Annotated in this window: 15 protein-coding genes and 2 tRNA genes; 13 read left to right on the forward strand and 4 right to left on the reverse strand. The window is 62.4% G+C overall.

Annotation, left to right across the window (positions count from 1 at the left end):
• The first annotated feature begins 10 nt into the window (after nucleotides 1-10).
• The 12 genes from I2G40_RS07100 (at nucleotide 11) to I2G40_RS07155 (ending at nucleotide 15,249) form a co-directional block, all read left to right on the forward strand.
• Nucleotides 11-107: transfer RNA gene (locus I2G40_RS07100), tRNA-Sec, on the forward strand.
• A 154-nt stretch (nucleotides 108-261) separates the two neighbouring features.
• Nucleotides 262-894 carry a molybdenum cofactor guanylyltransferase gene (gene mobA, locus I2G40_RS07105; protein ID WP_195544629.1) on the forward strand — a complete coding sequence of 211 codons (633 nt, stop codon included), beginning with the start codon at nucleotides 262-264 and terminating at the stop codon, nucleotides 892-894.
• A gap of 29 nt (nucleotides 895-923) precedes the next feature.
• Complete coding sequence (locus I2G40_RS09705) at nucleotides 924-1,319, forward strand: DUF3343 domain-containing protein (RefSeq protein WP_195544630.1); 396 nt, start codon at nucleotides 924-926, stop codon at nucleotides 1,317-1,319.
• A gap of 257 nt (nucleotides 1,320-1,576) precedes the next feature.
• On the forward strand, nucleotides 1,577-2,932 hold the full coding sequence (gene gdhA / locus I2G40_RS07115; RefSeq protein ID WP_195544631.1) for an NADP-specific glutamate dehydrogenase: 1,356 nt from the start codon (nucleotides 1,577-1,579) through the stop codon (nucleotides 2,930-2,932).
• A gap of 242 nt (nucleotides 2,933-3,174) precedes the next feature.
• Nucleotides 3,175-4,077: an FAD binding domain-containing protein gene (locus I2G40_RS07120; RefSeq protein WP_204986362.1), complete on the forward strand. Its 903-nt coding sequence runs from the start codon at nucleotides 3,175-3,177 to the stop codon at nucleotides 4,075-4,077.
• Complete coding sequence (locus I2G40_RS07125) at nucleotides 4,077-6,908, forward strand: molybdopterin-dependent oxidoreductase (protein WP_195544632.1); 2,832 nt, start codon at nucleotides 4,077-4,079, stop codon at nucleotides 6,906-6,908. The genes I2G40_RS07120 and I2G40_RS07125 overlap by 1 nt, the downstream gene beginning before the upstream one ends.
• Nucleotides 6,909-7,048: 140 nt before the next feature.
• Nucleotides 7,049-7,132: transfer RNA gene (locus I2G40_RS07130), tRNA-Leu, on the forward strand.
• A gap of 88 nt (nucleotides 7,133-7,220) precedes the next feature.
• Nucleotides 7,221-8,522, forward strand: a complete 1,302-nt coding sequence (gene tig / locus I2G40_RS07135) for a trigger factor (RefSeq protein WP_324252581.1) — start codon at nucleotides 7,221-7,223, stop codon at nucleotides 8,520-8,522.
• Nucleotides 8,523-8,685: 163 nt separating this feature from the next.
• On the forward strand, nucleotides 8,686-9,306 hold the full coding sequence (locus tag I2G40_RS07140) for an ATP-dependent Clp protease proteolytic subunit (protein ID WP_055309566.1): 621 nt from the start codon (nucleotides 8,686-8,688) through the stop codon (nucleotides 9,304-9,306).
• Between the two features lies 1 nt (nucleotide 9,307).
• Nucleotides 9,308-10,717, forward strand: coding sequence for an ATP-dependent Clp protease ATP-binding subunit ClpX (gene clpX, locus I2G40_RS07145; protein ID WP_195544633.1), 1,410 nt, complete (start codon nucleotides 9,308-9,310; stop codon nucleotides 10,715-10,717).
• Between the two features lie 211 nt (nucleotides 10,718-10,928).
• Nucleotides 10,929-13,625 carry a valine--tRNA ligase gene (locus tag I2G40_RS07150; RefSeq protein ID WP_195544634.1) on the forward strand — a complete coding sequence of 899 codons (2,697 nt, stop codon included), beginning with the start codon at nucleotides 10,929-10,931 and terminating at the stop codon, nucleotides 13,623-13,625.
• A 280-nt stretch (nucleotides 13,626-13,905) separates the two neighbouring features.
• Nucleotides 13,906-15,249 carry a bifunctional folylpolyglutamate synthase/dihydrofolate synthase gene (locus I2G40_RS07155; RefSeq protein ID WP_195544635.1) on the forward strand — a complete coding sequence of 448 codons (1,344 nt, stop codon included), beginning with the start codon at nucleotides 13,906-13,908 and terminating at the stop codon, nucleotides 15,247-15,249.
• Between the two features lie 351 nt (nucleotides 15,250-15,600).
• Here I2G40_RS07155 and I2G40_RS07160 read toward each other — a convergent pair whose 3' ends face one another.
• The 4 genes from I2G40_RS07160 to I2G40_RS07175 form a co-directional block, all read right to left on the reverse strand.
• Nucleotides 15,601-16,689, reverse strand: a complete 1,089-nt coding sequence (locus I2G40_RS07160; protein ID WP_195544636.1) for a M24 family metallopeptidase — start codon at nucleotides 16,687-16,689, stop codon at nucleotides 15,601-15,603.
• A gap of 466 nt (nucleotides 16,690-17,155) precedes the next feature.
• Nucleotides 17,156-17,554 (reverse strand): DUF1667 domain-containing protein, encoded by a 399-nt coding sequence (locus I2G40_RS07165; protein WP_195544637.1) that lies wholly within the window; start codon nucleotides 17,552-17,554, stop codon nucleotides 17,156-17,158.
• A 4-nt stretch (nucleotides 17,555-17,558) separates the two neighbouring features.
• Nucleotides 17,559-18,959, reverse strand: a complete 1,401-nt coding sequence (locus I2G40_RS07170) for an NAD(P)/FAD-dependent oxidoreductase (RefSeq protein WP_195544638.1) — start codon at nucleotides 18,957-18,959, stop codon at nucleotides 17,559-17,561.
• Nucleotide 18,960: 1 nt separating this feature from the next.
• Nucleotides 18,961-20,415, reverse strand: a complete 1,455-nt coding sequence (locus tag I2G40_RS07175) for an NAD(P)/FAD-dependent oxidoreductase (protein ID WP_195544639.1) — start codon at nucleotides 20,413-20,415, stop codon at nucleotides 18,961-18,963.
• A gap of 566 nt (nucleotides 20,416-20,981) precedes the next feature.
• On the opposite strand from I2G40_RS07175, the gene I2G40_RS07180 reads away from it, so the two are divergent.
• The gene (locus I2G40_RS07180; RefSeq protein ID WP_055251579.1) at nucleotides 20,982-21,413 is read left to right on the forward strand and encodes a double zinc ribbon domain-containing protein; all 432 of its coding nucleotides are present in this window, start codon (nucleotides 20,982-20,984) and stop codon (nucleotides 21,411-21,413) included.
• The last annotated feature ends 201 nt before the right edge of the window (nucleotides 21,414-21,614 follow it).

A 21,614-nucleotide genomic window follows, 5' to 3' on the forward strand; every position in this document is an offset into this window, starting at 1 on the left:
CTCCGCACTTGGGAACGGATGGGCTCCGGTGGGCTCCGCGGTCCTCAAAACCGTTGCGAGGCGTGCAAAACGTCTTGGATGTGTTCGATTCACATACGTTCCCGCCATACGCTACCAGCGCTTTTGTGCTCGCGGTCTTGCTGCGTGCCGCAAAGGCGCTGTTTTGTTTTTGCACGAGCTTTTCATAGCGCTGCTATTTCGGTGGCTGTATTTAGCTTCGTGCACCGGGTTTCGAGCATGCCGATGGAGGTGTTTTGCCGTATGACTACCGTAAGACGTGCCGATCTTTCTTGTGTCGTCCAAGCGGGTGGGCTGTCCTCGCGCATGGGCTGTGATAAGGCTCGCATGGCGTTTTGCGGCGAGCCGCTCATCGAACGCGTGCTGGGTCGGCTGGCGCCAGTTGCCGGCGAGTTGGTCGTGACGACTTCGCGTCCCAGCGAGCTTGCCTACCTTGAGGAGCGCGCGTTTGGCGGCCTGGTGCCGCGAATAGTGTCGGACCTTGAGGGGCCGGCGGGCGCCATGCGCGGCATCGCGAGTTCGCTGACTGCGGCCCGGCTGCCTCTCGTTGCTATCGTCGCCTGTGATATGCCGTTTGTCTCTTCGGAGCTAATCGGTGCCCTTGCTGGCTGTGTTGAGGCCGAGGCGCTCGACGTGTGCGTGCCGCGCGAGGAGCGGGGAATTGAGCCGCTTTGCGCCGTCTGGCGCCGTGACGCGTGTGCGCCGGTTGCCCAAGAGCTGCTCTCCTGCGACCGACAGCGCATTCGCTGCCTGATCAATCGCGTTCAGGCCGGTTATATGGATGAGCCGCAGATCGTTAAGGCCGCGGACTCGACGCTCTGCTTCGAGAACGTCAATACGCCCGAGGAGTTTGCGGCGGCCGAGTTGCTCGCCTAGATCTGCACACATCAATGACGGGAGATGCCGTGTCACATGATATTTGCCCCGATACTGGGGAACCTTGCACTTGCGATGGGTCCGAGCCTTGCACCTGCGGCTGTGGCAGCTGTGGACATACGGCCGAGGAAGAGGCAGCGGCGGCTGCGTATCGCGAGTCGCACCGCGAGGCCTCGTTCGGCGATGCCTCTGATCACGAACGCAAGATCATCGTTTCGTTCGATAGCACCTTCGATGTGATGGAATGCGAACAGCTGTGTCTTGCCGCCGGTGTGCCCGGGCGCATCATGCCGCTGCCCGGCTCCATTACCGCCGGCTGCGGGCTGTGCTGGGCCATGCCGTTCTCGGGCGATGCGCTCGCGGCCTTCCGCGCTGCCACCGAAGGCCGCGTAACCCCCGCCGACTATCATCAGCTCGTCCTCTAACCACCAACATCACCACAAAGGTGCCTGTCCCCAATGTGGTGGTTTGGAACATGTGGACGAAACAGCTTCGAAACACGCGATTTGCGCGTTGGGCACTCAAAAACGCTTCTACCTGCATCGTAATCAAAACGAAACATCTGCTCGTCGGCTTATGCGAAACTTTGCTGCAACAGTGCGATATTATCCATACTCGATAAAGTTCGCGACGCATAGGGTGCCGCGACCAACATTTTCGTTTCCCATCAATTGGAGGAAGCATGAGCTACACGCAGAAAGTTCTCGACGAGCTCAAGGCCTGCTATCCCGAGCAGCCTGAGTTTATCCAGGCCGCGACCGAGATCCTCGGCACCATCCAGCCGGCGCTCGACGCCCACCCCGAGTATGAGGAGGCCGCCCTGCTGGAGCGCCTCGTCGAGCCCGAGCGCATCGTTATGTTCCGTGTTCCCTGGGTCGACGACCAGGGTAAGGTCCAGGTCAACCGTGGCTACCGCGTCGAGTTCAACTCTGCCATTGGACCCTACAAGGGCGGCCTGCGCTTTAACCCGACGGTCACCTTGGGCATGCTCAAGTTCCTGGGCCTAGAGCAGATCCTCAAGAACAGCCTGACCACCCTTCCCATGGGCGGCGGCAAGGGCGGTTCCGACTTTGACCCCAAGGGCAAGTCCAACAACGAGATCATGCACTTCTGCCAGTCCTTCATGACCGAGCTCTATCGCCACATCGGCCCCAACACCGACGTTCCCGCCGGCGACCTGGGCGTTGGCGGCCGCGAGGTTGCCTACCTGTTCGGTCAGTACAAGCGCCTGACCAACGAGTGGACCGGCGTCCTCACCGGCAAGGGCCTCTCCTTTGGCGGCTCGCTCGCCCGTACCGAGGCCACCGGCTACGGCCTGGCCTACTTTGTGGACGAGTACCTCAAGAGCCGCGGCGACTCCTTCGAGGGCAAGAACGTCGTCGTTCACGGCTCCGGTAACGTCGCCATCTACGCGGTCCAGAAGGTCTCCCAGCTCGGCGGCAAGGTGCTGGCCTGCTCCGACACCCACGGCTGGGTCGAGGATCCCGACGGCATCGACTACACCGTGCTCGAGCACGTCTACAACAAGAAGCGCTCCGGCCACGACAAGGGTGTCACGCTCGCCATGTACGTTGACGAGAAGCCCAACGCCGTGTGGCACGAGGGCGACGGCCGCGGCGTGTGGCAGCTGCCCTGCGACATCGCGCTGCCCTGCGCTCGCGAGAACACGCTGCTGCTCGAGGACGCCAAGGCGCTCGTCGCCAACGGCTGCAAGGTGGTCGGTGAGGGCGCGAACATGCCCACGACCATCGAGGCTACGACCTACTTCCAGGAGAACGGCGTCGCCTTTATGCCCGGTAAGGCTGCCAACGCCGGCGGCGTGCTCGTGTCCGGCCTGGAGATGAGCCAGAACGCTGAGCACCTGTCCTGGACCTTCGAGGAGGTTGACGGCAAGCTCGAGCAGCTCATGCGCGGCATGTTCCACAACGTGGATGACACCGCCAAGGAGTATGGCCAGGAGGGCAACTTCGTCATGGGCGCCAACATCGCCGGCTTCCTGAAGGTTGCCGACGCCATGCTCGCCCAGGGCGTCTGCTAATTCTTCGCTCGACATAGCATGTGATGAGGCTCCCAGCTATCCGGCTGGGAGCCTTTTTCTATCCGGGAGGACTCCTCATAACTTGCGGTGAAATACGGACTGTTTAGCGCCCCAGAACGGCTAATCAGTCCGTATATCACCGCAAGTTATGTATGGGTGGGTGGATTTTGTCCTAAAACGGTGTGCGGCCCCTCGTTTGGTACACTTAAACGTACTGGACAAGTGGAGAGATGGGGGAGAACGTGCTCAAGTTCGGTACCTACGTCCGTGTTGGAAACGCGGCCGAAGCCTATGAGCTCTTACAGAAGAACCGCAACAACAAGATTGTGGGCGGCGGCATCTGGATGCGCCTTGGTTCGCGTCGCGTGGCGACGGCGATTGACCTTTCGGCCTGCGGACTCGATCAGATCGAGGAGACCGAGACCGAGTTTCGCATCGGTGCCATGTGTACCCTGCGCCAGCTCGAGCGCCATGCCGAGCTCAACGCGCTTGTCAACCATGTCTTTGAGTTCGCCGTCCACGATATCGTGGGCGTGCAGCTGCGCAATACCGCCACGGTGGGCGGCAGCATCTACGGTCGCTTTGGCTTCTCGGACGTCCTCTCCGCCTTTCTCGCGCTCGATTCCTATGTTGAGCTGACGGGCGCCGGCCGCGTGCCGCTCGCGGAGTTCGTGGACATGGGCTACGTGCGTGACGTGATCGAGCACGTCGTAGTCGTCAAGCACGATTACCGTGCGAGCTACGAGGCCGTGCGCAAGGCCGCGACGGACTTCCCCTCGCTGAACGTCACCGCCGCCTGGTGGGACAACAGCTGGCATGTCACCGTGGGCGCCCGCCCGCTGCGCGCGACCTTGCTGCAGGGCGAGTCGTGTGGCCTGGTGAACGAGCGGCCTTCCGAGGACGAGCTTCGCGCCCTGGCCGCGTCCGTACGCGCACTGAGCTATGGCACCAACCTGTGGGGCTCGGCTGACTACCGCCGCCGCATCTCGGCACCGTTGGCGATTCAGGCCGTGCGCCGCGCCGCCGGCATCGAGCTTTCTGCCGCGCTTGCCCGCGAGCTCGAGACCGTGCAGATCCCTAAGTTCGCCACGGACGAGTATTCCTGCCGCCGCGTGCCCGGCGTCGATTCTAGCGAGGTGCGCTAATGGCTGCCAAACTCATCGATCTTTCCTTTACGCTCAACGGCCGTAAGGTCAAGGTTCAGATTGCCCCCGACACCATGCTCTTTGCGCTGTTGCGCGAGCAGGGTTGCGCGTCGGTGCGCTGCGCCTGCGAGACCACCAACTGCGGCCTGTGCACGGTGTGGCTCGACGGCGACCCGGTGCTGAGCTGCTCGGTTCCCGCCGCCCGTGTTGAGGGCCGCTCCATCACCACACTCGAGGGTCTCAAGGCCGAGTCTGAGGCGCTGACCCGCGCAATGGCTGCCGAAGGCGCCGAGCAGTGCGGTTTTTGCGCTCCCGGCCTCATCATGAACGTGCTGGCGCTTGCCCGCGCTGCCAAGGAGGACCCGAGCCTCGTCGCCACGCGCGAGGAGCTCTCGCGCCAGCTCGCCGGCAACCTCTGCCGTTGCAGCGGCTACGAGAGCCAGCTGCGCGCCATCGTGCGCTTCCTCAACGAGTCCGGCGTGCAGGTGGGCTTTGAGATGCCCGAGCTGCCGGTCAACGACACCAGTTCTGACGGCGTCTCCTATAAGCAGATCACTCATAAGCAGCCCAAGAAGGACTCGAAGGCCCTGCTCGAGGGGCGTCCCGTCTACACGGGCGACCTGGTGCCCGCCGGCGCCCTGATCGTCAAGCTCAAGCGCAGCCCCTATGCCCGCGCCAAGATCCGCTCCATCGATACGTCGCGCGCCCTGAAGGTGCCCGGCGTCGTGGGCGTCTACACCTACGAGGACGTGCCCAAGCGCCGCTTTACCATCGCCGGCCAGAGCTATCCGCAGCCTTCGCCTTACGACCGCCTGATTCTCGAGAACCTCGTCCGTTACCAAAACGAGGAGGTGGCGATCGTCGCCGCCGAGACCGAGGAGGCCGCCGACAAGGCGCTCAAGCTCATCAAGGTCGACTATGAGGTGCTTGAGCCGCTGCTCGACTTTACCCAGGCGCTCGATAACGACATCGTGGTCCACCCCGAGGGCGACGTGACCTTTATGTTCCCGCAGGGCGGCGACGTTGCTCGCAACCTGGTGTGCAGCGGTACCAGCGATTATGGCGATCTGGACGAGGCCTTCGCCCAGAGCGACATCGTCTTCACCCGCACCTACACCAGCCAGGCCACGCAGACCTCGCCCATGGAAACTTTCCGCGCCTTCGCGACGACCGACGCGTTTGGGCGTATCTCGGTGACTACCTCCACGCAGGTGCCCTTCCACGTGCGCCGCATGGTCGCTCAGTCGCTCGATATCCCGCAGTCGCAGGTGCAGGTCATTAAGCCGCGCATCGGCGGCGGCTTTGGCTCCAAGCAGACGGGCTGCTGCGAGATCTTTGTGGCGTTCGTGACCCAGCAGACCGGCCGTCCGAGCTACTGCTGCTACACGCGCGAGGAGACCATCACCGCCGGCAACTCGCGCCACCAGATGCAGATGACCGTTAAGCTGGGCGCCATGAACGACGGCACCATCACGGCCATCGACCTGCATACGCTGTCCAACGCCGGCGCCTATGGCGAGCATGCCACCACGACGATCGGCCTCTCGGGCCACAAGAGCCTGCCCATCTACAACCATGTGAAGGCGAGCCGCTTTAGCTGGGACGCCGTCTACACCAACACCAACCGCGGCGGCGCGTATCGCGGCTACGGTGCCACCCAGGGCCAGTTTGCCGTGGAGAGCGCCGTTAACGAGCTCGCCGACATGCTGCACATGGACCCCGCCGACCTGCGCCTTAAGAACATCGTGCGCGAGGGCGAGACCATGCCGCAGTACTACAACGAGAAGCTCAACGCCTGCGCGCTCGACCGCTGCCTGCTGCGCGCGATGGACATGATCGGTTGGCGCGACAAGCCGCTGGCCGTGGACCTTGGCGACCGCGTGCGCGCCCTGGGCTGCGCGCTCACCATGCAGGGCTCGGGCATCTCCAACGTGGACATCGCCGGCATCGACATGCGCCTGGAAGAGGACGGCTTCATTACCATCGGCACCGGCGCCACCGATAACGGCATGGGCGTCGACACGATCCTGGCGCAGATTGCCGCTGAGGAGCTGGGCGTGGAGAGCTCGTTGATCGTGGTGCGCGGCGTGGACACCGACGTGTCGCCGTTCGATGCCGGCTCGTACGCGAGCTCGGGCACGTACGTGACGGGCCTTGCCGCCAAGAACGCCGCGACCGAGCTGCGTGAGAAGATCTGCGCCAAGGCCGCCCAGATGTGGGACGTGGACGCCGCCGATGTGGTCTTCGATGGCCAGTACGTGCGCCTGTCCGACGAACGTGCCGCGCGCGAGCAGAACCGCTACCTCACGCTGCGCGACTTTGCCAACCTGTGCGTTAAGAACATTGCGGGCGGCGACGCGCTCACCTCGCATGCCTCTGCCTGCCTGCCCGTTTCGCCCCCGCCGTTTATGGCCGGCATTGCCGAGGTCGAGGTCGACAAGGCTACCGGCAAGGTGACCGTGGTGGACTACGCGGCGGCTGTGGACTGCGGCACCGTGATCAACGAGGCACTCGCGCGCGTCCAGGCCGAGGGCGGCATTGCCCAGGGTATCGGCCACGCGCTCTACGAGATCGTCGAGCACGACGACCGCGGTCGCCTGCGCACCGGCAACTTTATGAGTTACAAGCTGCCCACGCGCCTGGATATCGGCAGCATTCGCGTGGCCTTTGAGCCGAGCTACGAGCCGACGGGTCCGTTTGGTGCCAAGTCGATCGGCGAGGTCGTCATCAACACGCCGCTCGCCGCCGTTGCCTCGGCCGTGGCACACGCTACCGGACATCAGGTTCGCTCGCTGCCGATCACGCCCGAGAAGGCCCTGCTGGGGGAGTAGCGGGTCGGCGAACAAGTCGTAATGGGCGGGGCGGGGCAACTCGTCCCGCCTTTTGCACTCGTGGTGAGGTCGTGAGTCTGTAAAACGTGTGCGTGCGCTTGTCGCTCGTATCTGCTATCATTCCTAATCTGTGCGCTCATGCGGGCGTGGCGGAATTGGTAGACGCGCCAGATTTAGGTTCTGGTGGGATTCCCGTGAAGGTTCGAGTCCTTTCGCCCGCACCATCGCACCTGCGTCGGCCTTGGCCGTCGCGACACTTTGTTGCATAAAGGTACCAGCACCTCAGATAAGCTGGGCAGTATGAGGAGGAACGTGTTGAACATCACCGCTTCTGACGTCAAGGACGCCAAGCTCACCGCTACGGTCACCATCCCGGCCGCCGACGTCGACGCCGCGATCAAGAAGGCCTACAAGGACACCGCCAAGAAGTACCGCTTCCCGGGCTTCCGTGCCGGTAAGGCTCCCCGTCCGGTCATCGATTCCGCTCTTGGCGCCGAGGCTACCCTCGCTCAGGCCACCAACGACCTGATCGCCGCCAACGAGCCCGCCGTCCTCAACGAGCTGGACATCGTCCCCACCAAGAACGGTGACTACAAGGAGCTCGACCTCGCCAAGGATCACGAGGACTACACCTACACCGTCGAGTTCTCCCTGCGTCCCGCTGCCGAGCTCTCCTCCTTCGACGCTGTCGAGATCGAGATGCCCCCTGCGGAGGTCACCGAGTCCGAGATCAACAACCAGGTTGAGATGCTCCTCAACTACCGTGCCACCTTCGAGGACGTCGAGGGTCGTGCCGTCGAGGCCGAGGACTACGTCACCGTCGACCTCAAGGCCGTCGAGAACGCCGACAACTTTGCCGCCGAGGGCCGCATGCTCATCGCCGGTAGCGACAGCAACCCCAAGGAGTTCAACGAGGCCCTGATCGGTGCCAACGTTGAAGACGTCAAGACCGTCACCTGGACCGACGAGGTCGAGGAGGGCGAGGAGGCCGAGACCCACACCGTCGAGGTCACCGTCAAGGGCATCAAGGTCCGCAACACCCCCGAGCTCACCGACGAGCTCGTCAAGTCCGACTTTGGCTTTGACAGCATCGACGCTATGCGCGACGCCATCAAGATCGAGATCGAGCAGGACAAGGCTTCCCGCCTGCCGGCCGAGAAGGAGAACCGTTGCGTCTCCGCTCTCGCCGAGCGCCTGCAGCTCGACGAGATGGACGCCGACTACGAGCAGTCCGTCTTTGAGGAGCTTGGCCAGAACTTCCTGTCCAACCTCGCTGCTCGCGGCATGACGCTCGACACCTGGCTGCCCGCTTCCGGCCTGACCATGGAGCAGTTCATCGGCGACCTGCACAAGCAGGCCAACGACGTTGCCCGCGAGTCCCTGGCTCTGGACGCCCTCGCCCGTGAGCTCAAGATCGAGGTCACCGAGGACGACGTCAACGCGGAGTTCGAGAAGGCCGGCGTCAAGGACGTCGAGGCTTCCAAGGCCGAGTTCATCGCTGATGGCCGCATCCCTGCTGTCCGCGAGTCCATCCGTCGCTCCAAGGCCGTCGACCACCTGGTCGAGAACGCCAAGGTGACCGAGGTCGACGAGACCGCCAAGGACGCCGAGTAATTCTCGCCACCTTGCCCGCGAGCGCATGCGTGCGCCCGTGATGGGGTAAAGTTATACACCGGTTATCCGGTTGCTTCGTACGGTGCCAGCCAATGCATAGCATGCGGGCACCGTACGTTTATCTAGAACCAATTTGGTCCGCAAGAGAGAAATGGAGATGCGTATGATCGCTAAGTTCGATTCCGCCCTCGTGCCATACGTTATCGAGCAGACGCCGCGCGGCGAGCGCAGCTACGATATCTATTCGCGCCTGCTCAACGACCGCATCATCTTTTTGGGCGAGGAGATCAACTCCGTCAGCGCCAACCTGGTCGTTGCCCAACTGCTGCATCTTGAGAGCCAGGATGCCGAGAAGGATATCTCGCTCTACATCAATTCGCCCGGTGGCGAGGTTTACTCCGGCCTGGCGATTCTTGACACCATGAACTTCATCAAGCCGCAGGTCTCCACCATCTGCGTCGGTATGGCCGCGTCCATGGCTGCCGTGCTGCTTTCGGCCGGCGCTAAGGGCAAGCGCTTCTGCCTGCCGCACTCCAAGGTCATGATTCACCAGCCCAGCGGCGGTGCCCAGGGTCAGCAAACCGAGATTGAGATCGTTGCCGAGGAGATCAAGAAGACTCGCCGCGAGCTCAACCAGATCCTGTCCGACGCCTCGGGCCAGCCCATCGAGAAGGTCCAGGCCGACACCGAGCGCGACAATTACCTGACCGCTTCCGAGGCCCTCGACTACGGCCTGATCGACCGTATCGTCACCTCGCGCGACCTCGCCGCGAAGGACGCCTAGGATGGCAGGTAACATGCAGGACAACTTTGACGAGAACGGCAACCCCATCCGCTGCTCCTTCTGCGGAAAAGAGCAGGGCCAGGTCCGTCGCCTCGTAAAGGGCCCGACCAACATCTTTATCTGTGACGAGTGCGTCGCCGCCTGCTCCGAGATTCTGGAGGAGTCGCTTGCTTCGGACTTTATGGACGCCGCCCGCAACGGCAAGCTGCCGGGCTTCCTCAACGACCACGGCCAGACTGCATCCCAGCCCGCCGTGGATCCCGAGACCGAGGGCTTTGAGCTCGAGGACGACGCCCGCCAGGTCATTACGCATGTGCCGACGCCGCACGAGATCTATGACGAGCTTTCGGCCTATGTTATGGGCCAGGAGGACGCCAAGCGTGCCATGTCGGTTGCCGTGTACAACCATTACCGCCGCGTGATCGAGGGTGGCGCTGCGCTTTCGGCCTTTGACGACGGCTTGGACTCGCAGCTCGACAATGATATGGACGAGGTAGAGCTCGCCAAGTCCAACATTTTGCTGCTCGGTCCCACCGGTACCGGTAAGACGCTGCTCGCCCAGACGCTCGCACGTATCCTCGAGGTGCCGTTTGCCATCGCCGACGCCACCGCGCTCACCGAGGCCGGTTACGTGGGCGAGGATGTGGAGAACATCCTGCTCAAGCTCATCAATGCCGCCGATGGCGATATTGAGCGCGCGCAGGTCGGCATTATCTACGTGGACGAGATCGACAAGATCGCCCGCAAGGCCGAGAACCTCTCCATCACCCGCGATGTTTCGGGCGAGGGCGTTCAGCAGGCGCTGCTTAAGATTCTTGAAGGTACGGTGGCAAGCGTTCCGCCCACCGGCGGCCGCAAGCATCCCCAGCAGGAGCTGCTGCAGATCGATACGACCAACATCCTGTTTATCTGCGGCGGTGCCTTTGTGGGTCTGGACAAGATCATCGCCGACCGCGTGGGCAACAAGGGCGTGGGCTTTAACTCCGAGATCGCCGGCCCCACCTCGGTCGACGAGAACGACCTGCTGCGCCAGGTGCTCCCGCAGGACCTCAACGCCTTTGGCATGATCCCCGAGTTTGTGGGACGTACGCCCGTCGTCACCCAGACGCAGGCGCTCGACGAGGACGACCTGGTGTCGATCCTGACCGAGCCCAAGAACGCCGTGGTGCGTCAGTACCGCAAGATGTTCCAGCTCGAGGACGTTGAGCTCGAGTTTGAGGATGCCGCCCTGCACGAGATCGCCCGCATGGCGCTCGCCCGCAAGACCGGCGCCCGCGGCCTGCGTTCCATCTGCGAGGACGTGTTGCAGCAGACGATGTTCGACCTGCCCAGCGAGGAGGGCGTTTCCAAGGTCATCGTGACCGAAGCCTCCGTAAAGGGCGAAGAACAGCCCCAGCGCATCTACGGCTAAACCAGCCAAAAACGTGCTTGCAAATAGCCTCCGACCACCCGCGGTCGGAGGCTATTTTATATATACGCGATAACCCCAACTACCTGTGTTATTCTGTGTGTTTGTTTAAGCCTCAGCGAAGTCATATCAGACTGAAGGAATCGATACCTAAGGGGAGGAATGTAGGCCCTGGCGGGCCTACATTCCTCCCCGGCGGGACAGGGAGAGATATATGGAAGAGATGCCCAAGAACTACGATCCGTCGACCAACGAGCCGGCGATCCTGCAGAAGTGGCTCGACGGCGGCTACTACAAGCGCCGTGAAGGCGTGGGCGACTGCACCGTCACCATTCCGCCTCCCAACGTGACTGGCAAGCTCCACATGGGCCACGCCACCGATGACTCCATCCAGGATGCCATTGTCCGTATGGCCCGCATGCGCGGCAAGTCCACGCGCTGGGTGCTGGGCACCGACCACGCCGGTATCGCCACGCAGACCAAGGTCGACAAGAAGCTCAAGAGTGAGGGCATCAGCCGCCTGGAGATCGGTCGCGACAAGTTTGTCGACGCCTGCTGGGACTGGACCCACGAGTACGGCGGCATCATCGTCGAGCAGATCAAGCGCATGGGCTGCTCCGTCGACTTCGACAACGAGCGCTTCACCATGGACGAGGATTACGCACAGGCCGTGCGCAAGGTCTTCTGCGATTGGTACCACGACGGCCTGATCTACCGTGGCAAGCGTATCGTTAACTGGTGCCCCAACTGCACCACCGCCATCTCGGACGACGAGGCCGAATATAAGGACGAGAAGGGCCACCTGTGGCACCTGCGCTACCCGCTGACCGAGCCGGTCAACGGCCAGGATTACATCGTCGTCGCCACCACGCGCCCCGAGACCATGCTCGGCGACACGGGCGTCGCCGTCTCCCCGAAGGACCCCGAGAAGGCCGCTTTTGTGGGTAAGACCGTCAAGCTCCCCATCGTGGACCGCGAGATCCCCATCTTTGAGGATTGGCACGTCGATGCCAACTTTGGCTCCGGCTTCGTCAAGGTCACCCCGGCTCACGACCCCAACGATTACGCCATGGGTCAGGCCCACGACCTGCCTCAGATTAATATCTTCGATGAGCACGCGGTGGTCGTCGAGGGCTACGGCGAGTTCACCGGCATGACCCGCGAGGAGTGCCGCGAGGCCGTCATCAAGTGGTTCGAGGAGCACGACCTGCTCGACCACGTCGAGGACCTCGATCACTCCGTCATGCACTGCTACCGTTGCGACGCCGCGCTGGAGCCGTGGCTGTCCGAGCAGTGGTTCGTCGCCGTCGATAAGCTCAAGGGGCCGGCGCTCGACGCCGTCAACTCTGGCAAGGTCACCTTCCACCCCGCGCGCTGGACGCAGACCTACACCACCTGGATGGAGAACCTCAAGGACTGGTGCATCTCGCGCCAGCTTTGGTGGGGCCACCGTATCCCCGTGTTCTACTGCGAGGATTGCGGCTGGGAGGACGCCCTTACCGAGGACACCGATGTGTGCCCCAAGTGCGGCGGTCATCACGTGCACCAGGACGAGAACGTGCTGGACACTTGGTTCAGCTCGCAGCTGTGGACCTTCGCCACGCAGGGCTGGCCGCAAAAGCCGGAGCTGCTCGAGGGCCATCACCCCACGACGGCGCTGGTCACCGCGCGCGACATCATCGCGCTGTGGGTCGCCCGCATGGTCATGAGCTCGCTGTACTTCCTGGACGAGGTGCCGTTTAAGGACGTCGTCATCTACCCGACGATTCTGGCCAAGGACGGCAGCCGCATGTCCAAGTCCAAGGGCAACGGCGTTGACCCCATGGACCTCATTGGCATGTACGGCGCCGACGCCATGCGCTACAACCTGCTTACGCTGTGCACCAACAACCAGGATGTTAAGTTCGACGCGAACATCGACAAGAAGACCAAGAAGCTTATCGACAGCCCGCGTACCGAGCAGGCCAAGTCGTTTGTGACCAAGATCTGGAACGCTAGCCGCTTCCTGCTCATGAACATGGAGGGCTACACGCCCGGCGAGCCTGCCGTGGAGACGCCGGCCGACGCTTGGATGTTCAGCCGCTTGGCCAAGGCCGTGAAGATGGTCACCGAGGGCATTGAGAACTACACCTTTGGCGACATGGCCCGCGGCGTGCAGCAGTTCTTCTGGAACGAGGTCTGCGACTGGTACGTCGAGGTCACCAAGGCCCGCCTGAAGGGCGAGGGCCGTCTGCAGGCGCAGCGCAACCTGATCTTTGTGCTCGACACCTCCATTCGCCTGATGCACCCGCTTATGCCGTTTGTCACCGAGGAGATCTGGGACAACATGCCGGCGAGCGTGCTCGATCTGGACGCCGAGGGCAACGTTGACCGCGCCGAGGCGCTCATGATCGCCAAGTGGCCTGAGTCCGCCGACTACGCCAAGTATGTCGATGAGCCCGCCGAGCGCGCATTTGAGCTGTGCCGCACTGTCGTTTCCGCCGCCCGCGCCACGCGTTCGCGTTACCGCTTGAGCCCCAAGGCCGAGCTCGACGTGGTCGTGCGCGCCGGTGCCGAGGACATCGAGAAGCTCGAGAGCCTGCGCTCGACGATTGAGCCGCTGGCTAACACCGCCTCGCTGGTCATGGGTACCGACGTTGAGAAGCCTGCCGCGAGCATCGCCGTGGTCGACAGCGGCGTCGAGGTCTTTGTGGTGCTCGAGGGCAAGGTTGATCTTTCGGCCGAGAAGGCGCGTCTGGAGAAGGAGATCGCCGCGGCCCAGAAGGAGCTCGCCGGCTGCGAGAAGACGCTGGCCAATGAGGGTTTTGTGGCCAAGGCTGCGCCCGCGGTGGTCCAGAAGAAGAGGGACCGTGCAGCTGAGCTCAAGGAGATCCTGGCGGCGCTGAACTCGCAGGTTGCTGACTTCTCGTAGGTCTAACTTGGGGGCGCGTCCCGATGCTTTGCTCTCCGCTGCGGACAGTCCTGCGCAAGACGGACAGCACATTAAGTGCTGTCCTTTGCGTGCGGAACTTGCGGCGAGCAAAGCATCGGGCCGCTCCTAGTTCGCTTACGTGGTTGTTTGCAACTGGTAGGTTGGGGCCACCTGGTTGTGGCCTTGATCTTGCTGCAATCGGGTAAAGGCTGAAATTGTCAACGCGAGGGGCTCATTCTTTTTGATGAGCCTCTTTTTCTATTATGGGGGACTTTGGGTTATGGCTAAGCGTTCTGGGTCGTATGTCGTTCCTTTTTCGTTTGATTTGCTTTCGTTTGATGAGGCTGTGGGGTTGGCTGCTGATACGGGATGGATTTCTGGGGATGCTGGGCCTCTGCTTGAGACGGTTGTCGATATGCTCGATGAGCTGGGGCGTCCGGACGAGTACTTTGATTGCATTCAGGTTGCCGGTACCAATGGCAAGACTTCGACCACGCGTTTTTCGGCCGCCATTCTTCGCGGCGAGGGGCTCAAGACCGCGCTGTATACGTCGCCGCAGCTGGTGCGCTATCCCGAGCGCATGGAGGTCGATGGGCGTGTTGTGAGCGATGAGGCGTTTGCCCGTGGCGTTTCGGCAGCTGTCGAGGCGGGGCGTCGCGTGAATGCGCACCGTGTGGCGGCGGGGGAGCGCGCCTATACTATTACGCCGTTTGACCTGCTGACGGCTGCCGCACTGGTGGTGTTTGCCGAGGCTCGCGTGGATGTTGCCGTGCTCGAGGTTGGTATGGGCGGGCGCTGGGACGCCACGAGTGCGACCGATCCCGTCGCCGTTGCCATTACGGGCATTGGGCTCGATCACACACGTATTTTGGGTGATACGCTCGAGGCCATTGCGGGGGAGAAGGCTGCGGTTATTAAGCCTGGGCGCCTGGTTGTTTTGGGCGAGGGCACGCACGAGGCGAGCGTTCAGCGCGTGATGGATGCCCGCTGCCGTGAGTGCGGTGTCGTGCCGCTCGTGGTGAGCCACGCCACGACTAAGGTGCCGGCGCGTGTGGGCGACACGGTTGAGTTTAGCTGCACCACGCCGCGTGCGATCTATACGACGAACATGGTTAAGCCGGCGTATCAGCCGCAGAATGCCGCATGCGCGATTATGCTGTGCGAGGGGTATCTGGGTCGCGAGCTCGACCACGATGCGCTGGATGCATCGCTTATGGGCTGTCCCACGCCGGGTCGTTTTGATGTGCTGGGGACCGATCCGCTCAAGCTGATTGATGCCTGCCATAACCCTCAGAGCTGCGAGAACTTTGTGAGCGCGCTGGACGAGATCGATCCGTGCGTGGAGAATCGCCCCACGCTGCTGTGTGCCGCGCTGGCCGACAAGGACGTGGCGGGCATCGTTGACGTATTGATCCCTGCCTTTCCGCGCGTAGTCGTGACCCAGACCGATTCCGATCGCGCCCTGCCGGCAGAGGAGCTTGCTGCCCTCGTTGATGCCGATAAGCTCACGGGAGTATATCCGAGTGTGTCCGAGGCCCTCGCTGCCTTCGATGTCGCAGACGAGCCTTTCGTAGCCGCCGGCACCATCACCCTAGCCGGCGAAGTAGCCGGTCTGCTCCGCTAACCCATCCCCTCATCAGTTGCGGTGAAATACGGACTGTTTTACAAGCCAGAAGCCTCAAACAATCCGTATATCACCGCAACTCAAAAGCAGCCAATTTGGGACGGGGCTTTTTTAGCTGCCCTGTACCCCGAGTTGACTCGCTTGTCACGAAATGGGCCTATCTACTACGTTTGACAGGTTACCCTCGACCACACGGAACATCGCGAAATTAAAACCGCAGGTAGACGGCTTGCGTATTTTGCGAAAACTCGGTTATGGTCGACCCATGCGGGTTAAACGTAGTAGATAGGCCGTTTTTGTGGCGCGACGTAATCGCAATGTGACAAAGGGGCTGTCCCTTTGTCACATTGGCTAGTCTAGGCGGAGCGGATCGTGGGGGTAGGCGTTGAGAATCTCGACGCCGGTCTCGGTAACCAGGGCCAGGTCCTCGATGCGGACGCCGGTGCGGCCGGGGAGGTATATGCCCGGCTCGATGGAGAACGTCATGCCCGGCTCTACGACCTGCTCGTTGACGAGTGAAACGTCGCCCGGCTCGTGGTCCTGCAGGCCGATCGAGTGACCCAGGCGATGCGTAAAGTACCGCCCATAGCCCGCGTCTTCAATCACATCGCGCGCGGCGCGGTCCAGGTCGCACATGCGCACACCCGGTGCGATGAGTGCCTCGGCGGCCTCGTTGGCGCGGCGCACGATGTCGTAGATGCGCGCCGTCTCCTCGTCCGGATCGCCCCAAAAGAACGTGCGCGTCATGTCCGAGCAGTAGTTGCGATGACGCCCGCCAATGTCGAACAGCACTACGTCGCCGCGCTTGAGCACGGTGTCGTCGGGCTCGTGGTGCGGGTCGCCGGCGTTAGCACCAAAGCTCACGATGGGCGGAAAGCTAAAGCCCTCGCAGCCGTGCTTGCGATACAGGCCGAGCATCTGGTCGGCAATCTCGCGCTCCGTCACGCCTTCGTGGACGAGCTTGATGACGTCGGCCATCACGGCGTCGTTAGCGGCCGAGGACGCGCGCATGAGCGCCTGTTCGGCGTCATCCTTGTGGGTGCGCGCGGCGGTGACGGCAAAGTCGCCCAGGAAAAACTCGCTGGCTGCGTGGCGCTCCATGAGTGGCATCAAAAAGCCGGAACGCATGACGGTGTCGATGCCGAGCGGTTTGTTCGGATCGACCTCGCGAACGATGGCGTCGGCCACTACGTCAGTATCGGTGTGATAGGCCACGCGGGCATTGTCGTACTCGGGTCGCTGATGCAGCGCGTTGACCAAGATCACAGGTTCGCTATCGCGTGCGAGCAGCACGCCGCAAAAACGCTCGAACATATCGGCATAAAAACCGGTCAGATAGTAAATCGACCACGGGTCGTTTACGAGCAGCTGTGCGCCGGGGTGCTGAGCCTCGAGCGCATCAAGCACGTGCGCCACACGCTGGTCATCGACATGTGCCATGAAACATCCTTTCGCTAGGTTGCCACCATGGTATCCCCAATGCCAGGGTAGTCAATTTGGGACGGGGCTATTTTAGCTGCGTCAAACTTGCGGGCTAATAGGTAAAAGTAGCTAAAAGAGGCCCGTTCCAAATGGGCTGGTTTCAAAAGTATGGCGGATTACGGGGCTGGACCTGTATTACTTGACCATGGGAAAAATCACTAAATTAAAACCGCAGGTAGACGGCTTATCAAAAATCGAAAATTGCCGGTATGGATGGGGGTCTCCGAATTAGCCCCGTAATCCGGCATAGTTTTGAATTGGTACTAAAGTAGGCACAAGCTAAATACCGATTCCAAGGATGGTTGCGGTGGAATAGTTCCTGGATGCCGGGGTTTGGCGGAAATCAGGAACTATTTCACCGCAATTGAGGAGGGGCGGGGTGGATGGTGGGGTAGCTACAAGAGCCCCGTCCCAAATGAGCTACTTAGGCAGGGTCGATGTCCATGCTGGCGATGAGGTCGATATTGGTATTGAGGAGGTTCTCTAGCACGACGTCGCCCATGCGGATGGGGGCGTTGACGACTAGGCCTCGGATGAGGTTCATGGCTTGGGCGTGGAGTGCCAGCGGGATGGCCTCAGCCGTGCGCACAGGCAGCAGCGTCTCGTCGCCGCCGGAGACGGCCACGGTCGTCGTGAGCACGCGCGTGGGACAGGTGAGCTCCTGATGCGCGAACTTATCGCCGCGTGGGCAGTTGTTGCCGGTCACGGAGTGCACCTCTACCAGGGCGCCGTCTGCGTCACGCTCCACCTCTACGGTTAGGAGACACTCGGACGGGCAGGTGGTGCAGTTGAACTTGAGCTTTTCGATTGCGTTCGTGCTCATGACTCTACGCCTCCTTAACGGGTTCGACGGAAAGGATAATCTCGCTGGCACCCAGGTCGAGCGCTTGTTTGATGACCTTTGCCGGTAGCGGGAAACTCTCCATAACGCCCGGCTTAAACGCGCGGACCTTGCCGGTGAACAGTTCCTCGCCGTCGGCCAAGATCCTCACGCGGGCGGCGTCGACGGGTCGGCGCACGCGGAAGTTCAGTTTGGTGAGCGCCACGGCCGTAATGCGTCCCGGCAGCGCGTATCCCGCAATGCTGGCAGGGGAGACCGTGAGCTGGCAACCCGCGCCTGGAGCGCCCGCCTCGGCATCCGCGCCGCCGCCCAGCGCGTACGCCGCCGCAGCCGCGCCGGCATGTTCGGACTCAGTTGTCACGTTGTCGGCCAGGTCGTGCACGTGCAGCACGTTGCCGCAGGCAAAGATGCCTGGTACGCCCGTCTGCAGGCTCTGGTCCACCACGGCGCCGCGCGTGCGCGGGTCAAGTTCAACGCCCGCGCCCACCGAAAGCTCGTTCTCGGGAATCAGACCCACCGAAAGCAGCAACGTGTCGCACGGAACAACGCGCTCGGTCCCCGGAATGGGTGCCAGGTGCTCGTCGACCTTACTCACCTCGACGGCCTCCACGCGGTCGTGTCCGATTACGCGTGTGACGGTAGTAGACAGGTGAAGCGGAATGCCAAAGTCGTCCAGGCAGTTCTTGACGTTGCGGCGCAGACCGTTGGCGTACGGCATGAGCTCGTACACGCCCTCGACCGAAATTCCCTCGAGCGTACAGCGGCGCGCCATGATCAGCCCGATGTCGCCCGAGCCCAAAATGACGGCGCGCGAGCCGGGCTTGAGGTTTTCGATATTGATGTATCGCTGCGCCAGGCCGGCCGTAAATACGCCGGCGGGGCGGCTGCCGGGGATCTTGATCTCGCTGCGCGTGCGCTCGCGGCACCCCATGGCAAGGACGACCGCGCGTCCGGTGAGCTGAAGCATGCCGGCGCGGCTCATGAGCGTGACGGTATGGACTGCGGTGGCTCCCGAGGCCTCGTCCACGCCCGACGCGCTCGCGCCCGCGCCCTCGCCCGAATCAATCCCAATCACCATACTGCCCAAGAACAGCGCAACGTCGGTTGCGCGCACCTGGTCGATAAAGCGTTGGGCGTACTCGGGGCCGGTGAGTTCCTGCTTAAAGTGCGAAAGGCCAAAACCGGGGTGGATGCACTGGCGCAGGATGCCGCCCAGATGCTGCTCGCGCTCCACGATGGCCACGTGGGCGCCGGCATTATGTGCGGCAAGCGCAGCCGCCATGCCAGCAGGTCCGCCGCCGATGACGACCACGTCGAAGGCCTTCGTCGACACCGACGCTACAGCTCCGGCTTTCGCGCGTCCGTCGCGCATATCCAACGTCGCCATCCTAGCGCACCCCCTTCAGCGGTCCCTCGACCAGCCAGGATCCGGCATCCTCCAACAGCACTTCGCTGGGGTCGCAGCCCAGCTCGCGGGCAAGGATCGCCACCACGCGGCTCTGGCAAAAGCCACTCTGACACCGACCCATGCCGGCACGACAGCGGCGCTTGACGCCTTCGACCGAAACCGCACCCGGGCGGCGTCGGATCGCGGCCACGATCTCGGCCTCGGGTACCGTCTCGCAGCGGCAGACAATCTGCCCCCACGCGGGGTCGGACTCAATGAGCTCTTCCTTGCGCACAAGCGGGGCGCGGTCAAAGTCATCCGGCGCGCGGCGTATCGGGTCCCAATCGTTCCGTTCGCGCAGGACCACGCCGGCATCGCGCAGCACCTGCTCCATGCGCTCGGCAATGGCTGGCGCGCTCGCCACACCCGGCGACTGAATGCCCGCCGCCTGAAACAGCCCCGGCACCACGGCCGACTGCCCAATAAAGAAGTCGTTAGTCCCCTGAATGACCGGACGCCCGCCGGCAAACGCGCGCACCACGCGGCGCGTGTCCAGATCGGGAACCAGCTTGCGCGCGCCCGTCAGCAGCGCGTTCACATCGCTTGCATAGGTCTGCGTGTCGCCTGGCTCGCGCACAGCGGCGGTCGCGGTAATCACGGTGTTGCCGTGGACCGTGCCCGTGACGATAACGCCCTTGGAAACCGGCGTGGGCACGGGGTAGAGCGGCATGAGCGCGCGCGGCTCCTTGTCCAGTACCACAATGTTTCCCTGGCGCCAGACCATCTGGAACTCCTCGGCGCCGGTCACATGCGAGATGTCCGCGGCGCCGTTGCCCGCGGCGTTGATCAGGTAGCGGCAGCGCACGTTGCCAGCGGGGGTCGCCAGCGTAAAGTGCGCGTTGTCGCCCGAGCCCGCGACTTCAATTGCTTCCACCGACGCGGACCGCATAAACGTCACCCCGTTGGCCACGGCGTTCTCCAACGCGGCGATGGCAACCTCAAACGGGTCGACAAACCCAGTCGAGGGGCACCACAACGCGCACGTTGCATCGGCACTGGCGCGCGGCTCTAATTCGTGGATGCGATCGGGTCCGATGATCGACAGCTCGGGCACACCGTTGACATGACCGTTGCACCGCAGCTTTTCCAGTTGCGCGCGGTCCTCATCGTTAAATCCCAGCACCATCGACCCGGTGCGGCAGAACAGAAAGCCCAGCTCCTGCGCCCACTTACCGTACAACTCGCAGCCACGGGCGTTGACCTGCGCCTTAACCGTGCCCGGTGCCGGATCGTAACCGGCGTGCACCAGGCCGCCGTTGGCCTTCGACGCGCCCAGCGCAATATCGTTAGCCGCCTCGACCACGCAAATGGACAGGTCAAACCGCGCGAGCTGCCGTGCGATGGCGCATCCGGTGATGCCCGCGCCGACAATCGCGATATCAAACGTTTCTGCCACGGTGCCTCCAAGACAAGTTGACAGGATGTCAATAAGACTATCCTACGGTCTGCACACCCCCAACGCGGCGGCAATGCGGCGAACAGCCCCGCAACACCCGCCAACGGCAGACGAGGGGAGACCCGGCAACGTCGGCAACCTCGTATGCCACCTTCGGTGTCGGAGATTTGTCTCAATCTGTAACATCTGGGACTGTTTTTGCCGAGTTACTGTTACAGATTGAGACATTCGGTGCGGACGGCTTTCTTTGTCTCAATCTGTAACAGTTAGCTGATGATTTGGGTTCTAGATGTTACAGATCAAGACGAACCTTCCGGCGGATTTTGGATGTCTCGATCTGTAACAGTTAGACGAGGATTTGGGTCCCAGATGTTACAGATTGAGACGTTAGTCTGACTGGTAATCCGTTCGTCTCGATCTGTAACATCTAGACCCGGTTTCCGCTTCCACCTGTTACAGATTGAGATGTTTGTGTCCGCGCCAGCCCCGTACCCAGCCGTAGTCCCATAAAAACAAACCCCGTGGTAAACTTGACCGGACTGTTAATATTCCGAAAGGTACCCGTAATGTCCAAGTACATCTCCGAGCTCATGTCGCCGCAGCTTATGGGCGTCGTCTATGCCTTCGTTGGTTTTATCATCGCCCTGTATGTGCTGTCGGTCGTCTATGTGTTCATCGACGCTCGCCGCCGCGGTGCCAGCGCCTACGTGGCATGGGGCATCATCGCCCTCATCCCGTTTGTAGGCCTCATTGCCTACCTGGTCCTGCGCCCGCACTCTTACGCGTCCGACCGCGAGGAGCAGGAGTTGGACATGGCCCTGCGCGAGCGCCAGCTTGCGCAGTACGGCACCTGCCCGCAGTGCGGCGCGCCCATCGAGAAGGACTTCGTCGTCTGCCCGGTGTGCGATACCCAGGTTCGCAATGTCTGCCCCAGCTGCCATCGCCCGCTCGATGCGCACTGGAAGGTCTGCCCGTACTGCCGAACTCGCATTCAGTAACGCATCCATCGCCGGGCCGGCCGCAAGCCATGCGCGCCCCACACCCCGCCCCACACGATGAAGCATGCGTAGAAAATCGCCCGCCGTGCCATTAAGGTGCGGCGGGCGCTTGTATACCAAGGCAACCTGCCTATAATGATGCAAGTCAAAAACGCCGAGCGCATCGCACGCACTTGCATCAGGCATCCGAGAGGAGAAAAC

This window comes from Collinsella aerofaciens (assembly GCF_015558785.1).
Lineage (GTDB): Bacteria > Actinomycetota > Coriobacteriia > Coriobacteriales > Coriobacteriaceae > Collinsella > Collinsella aerofaciens_P.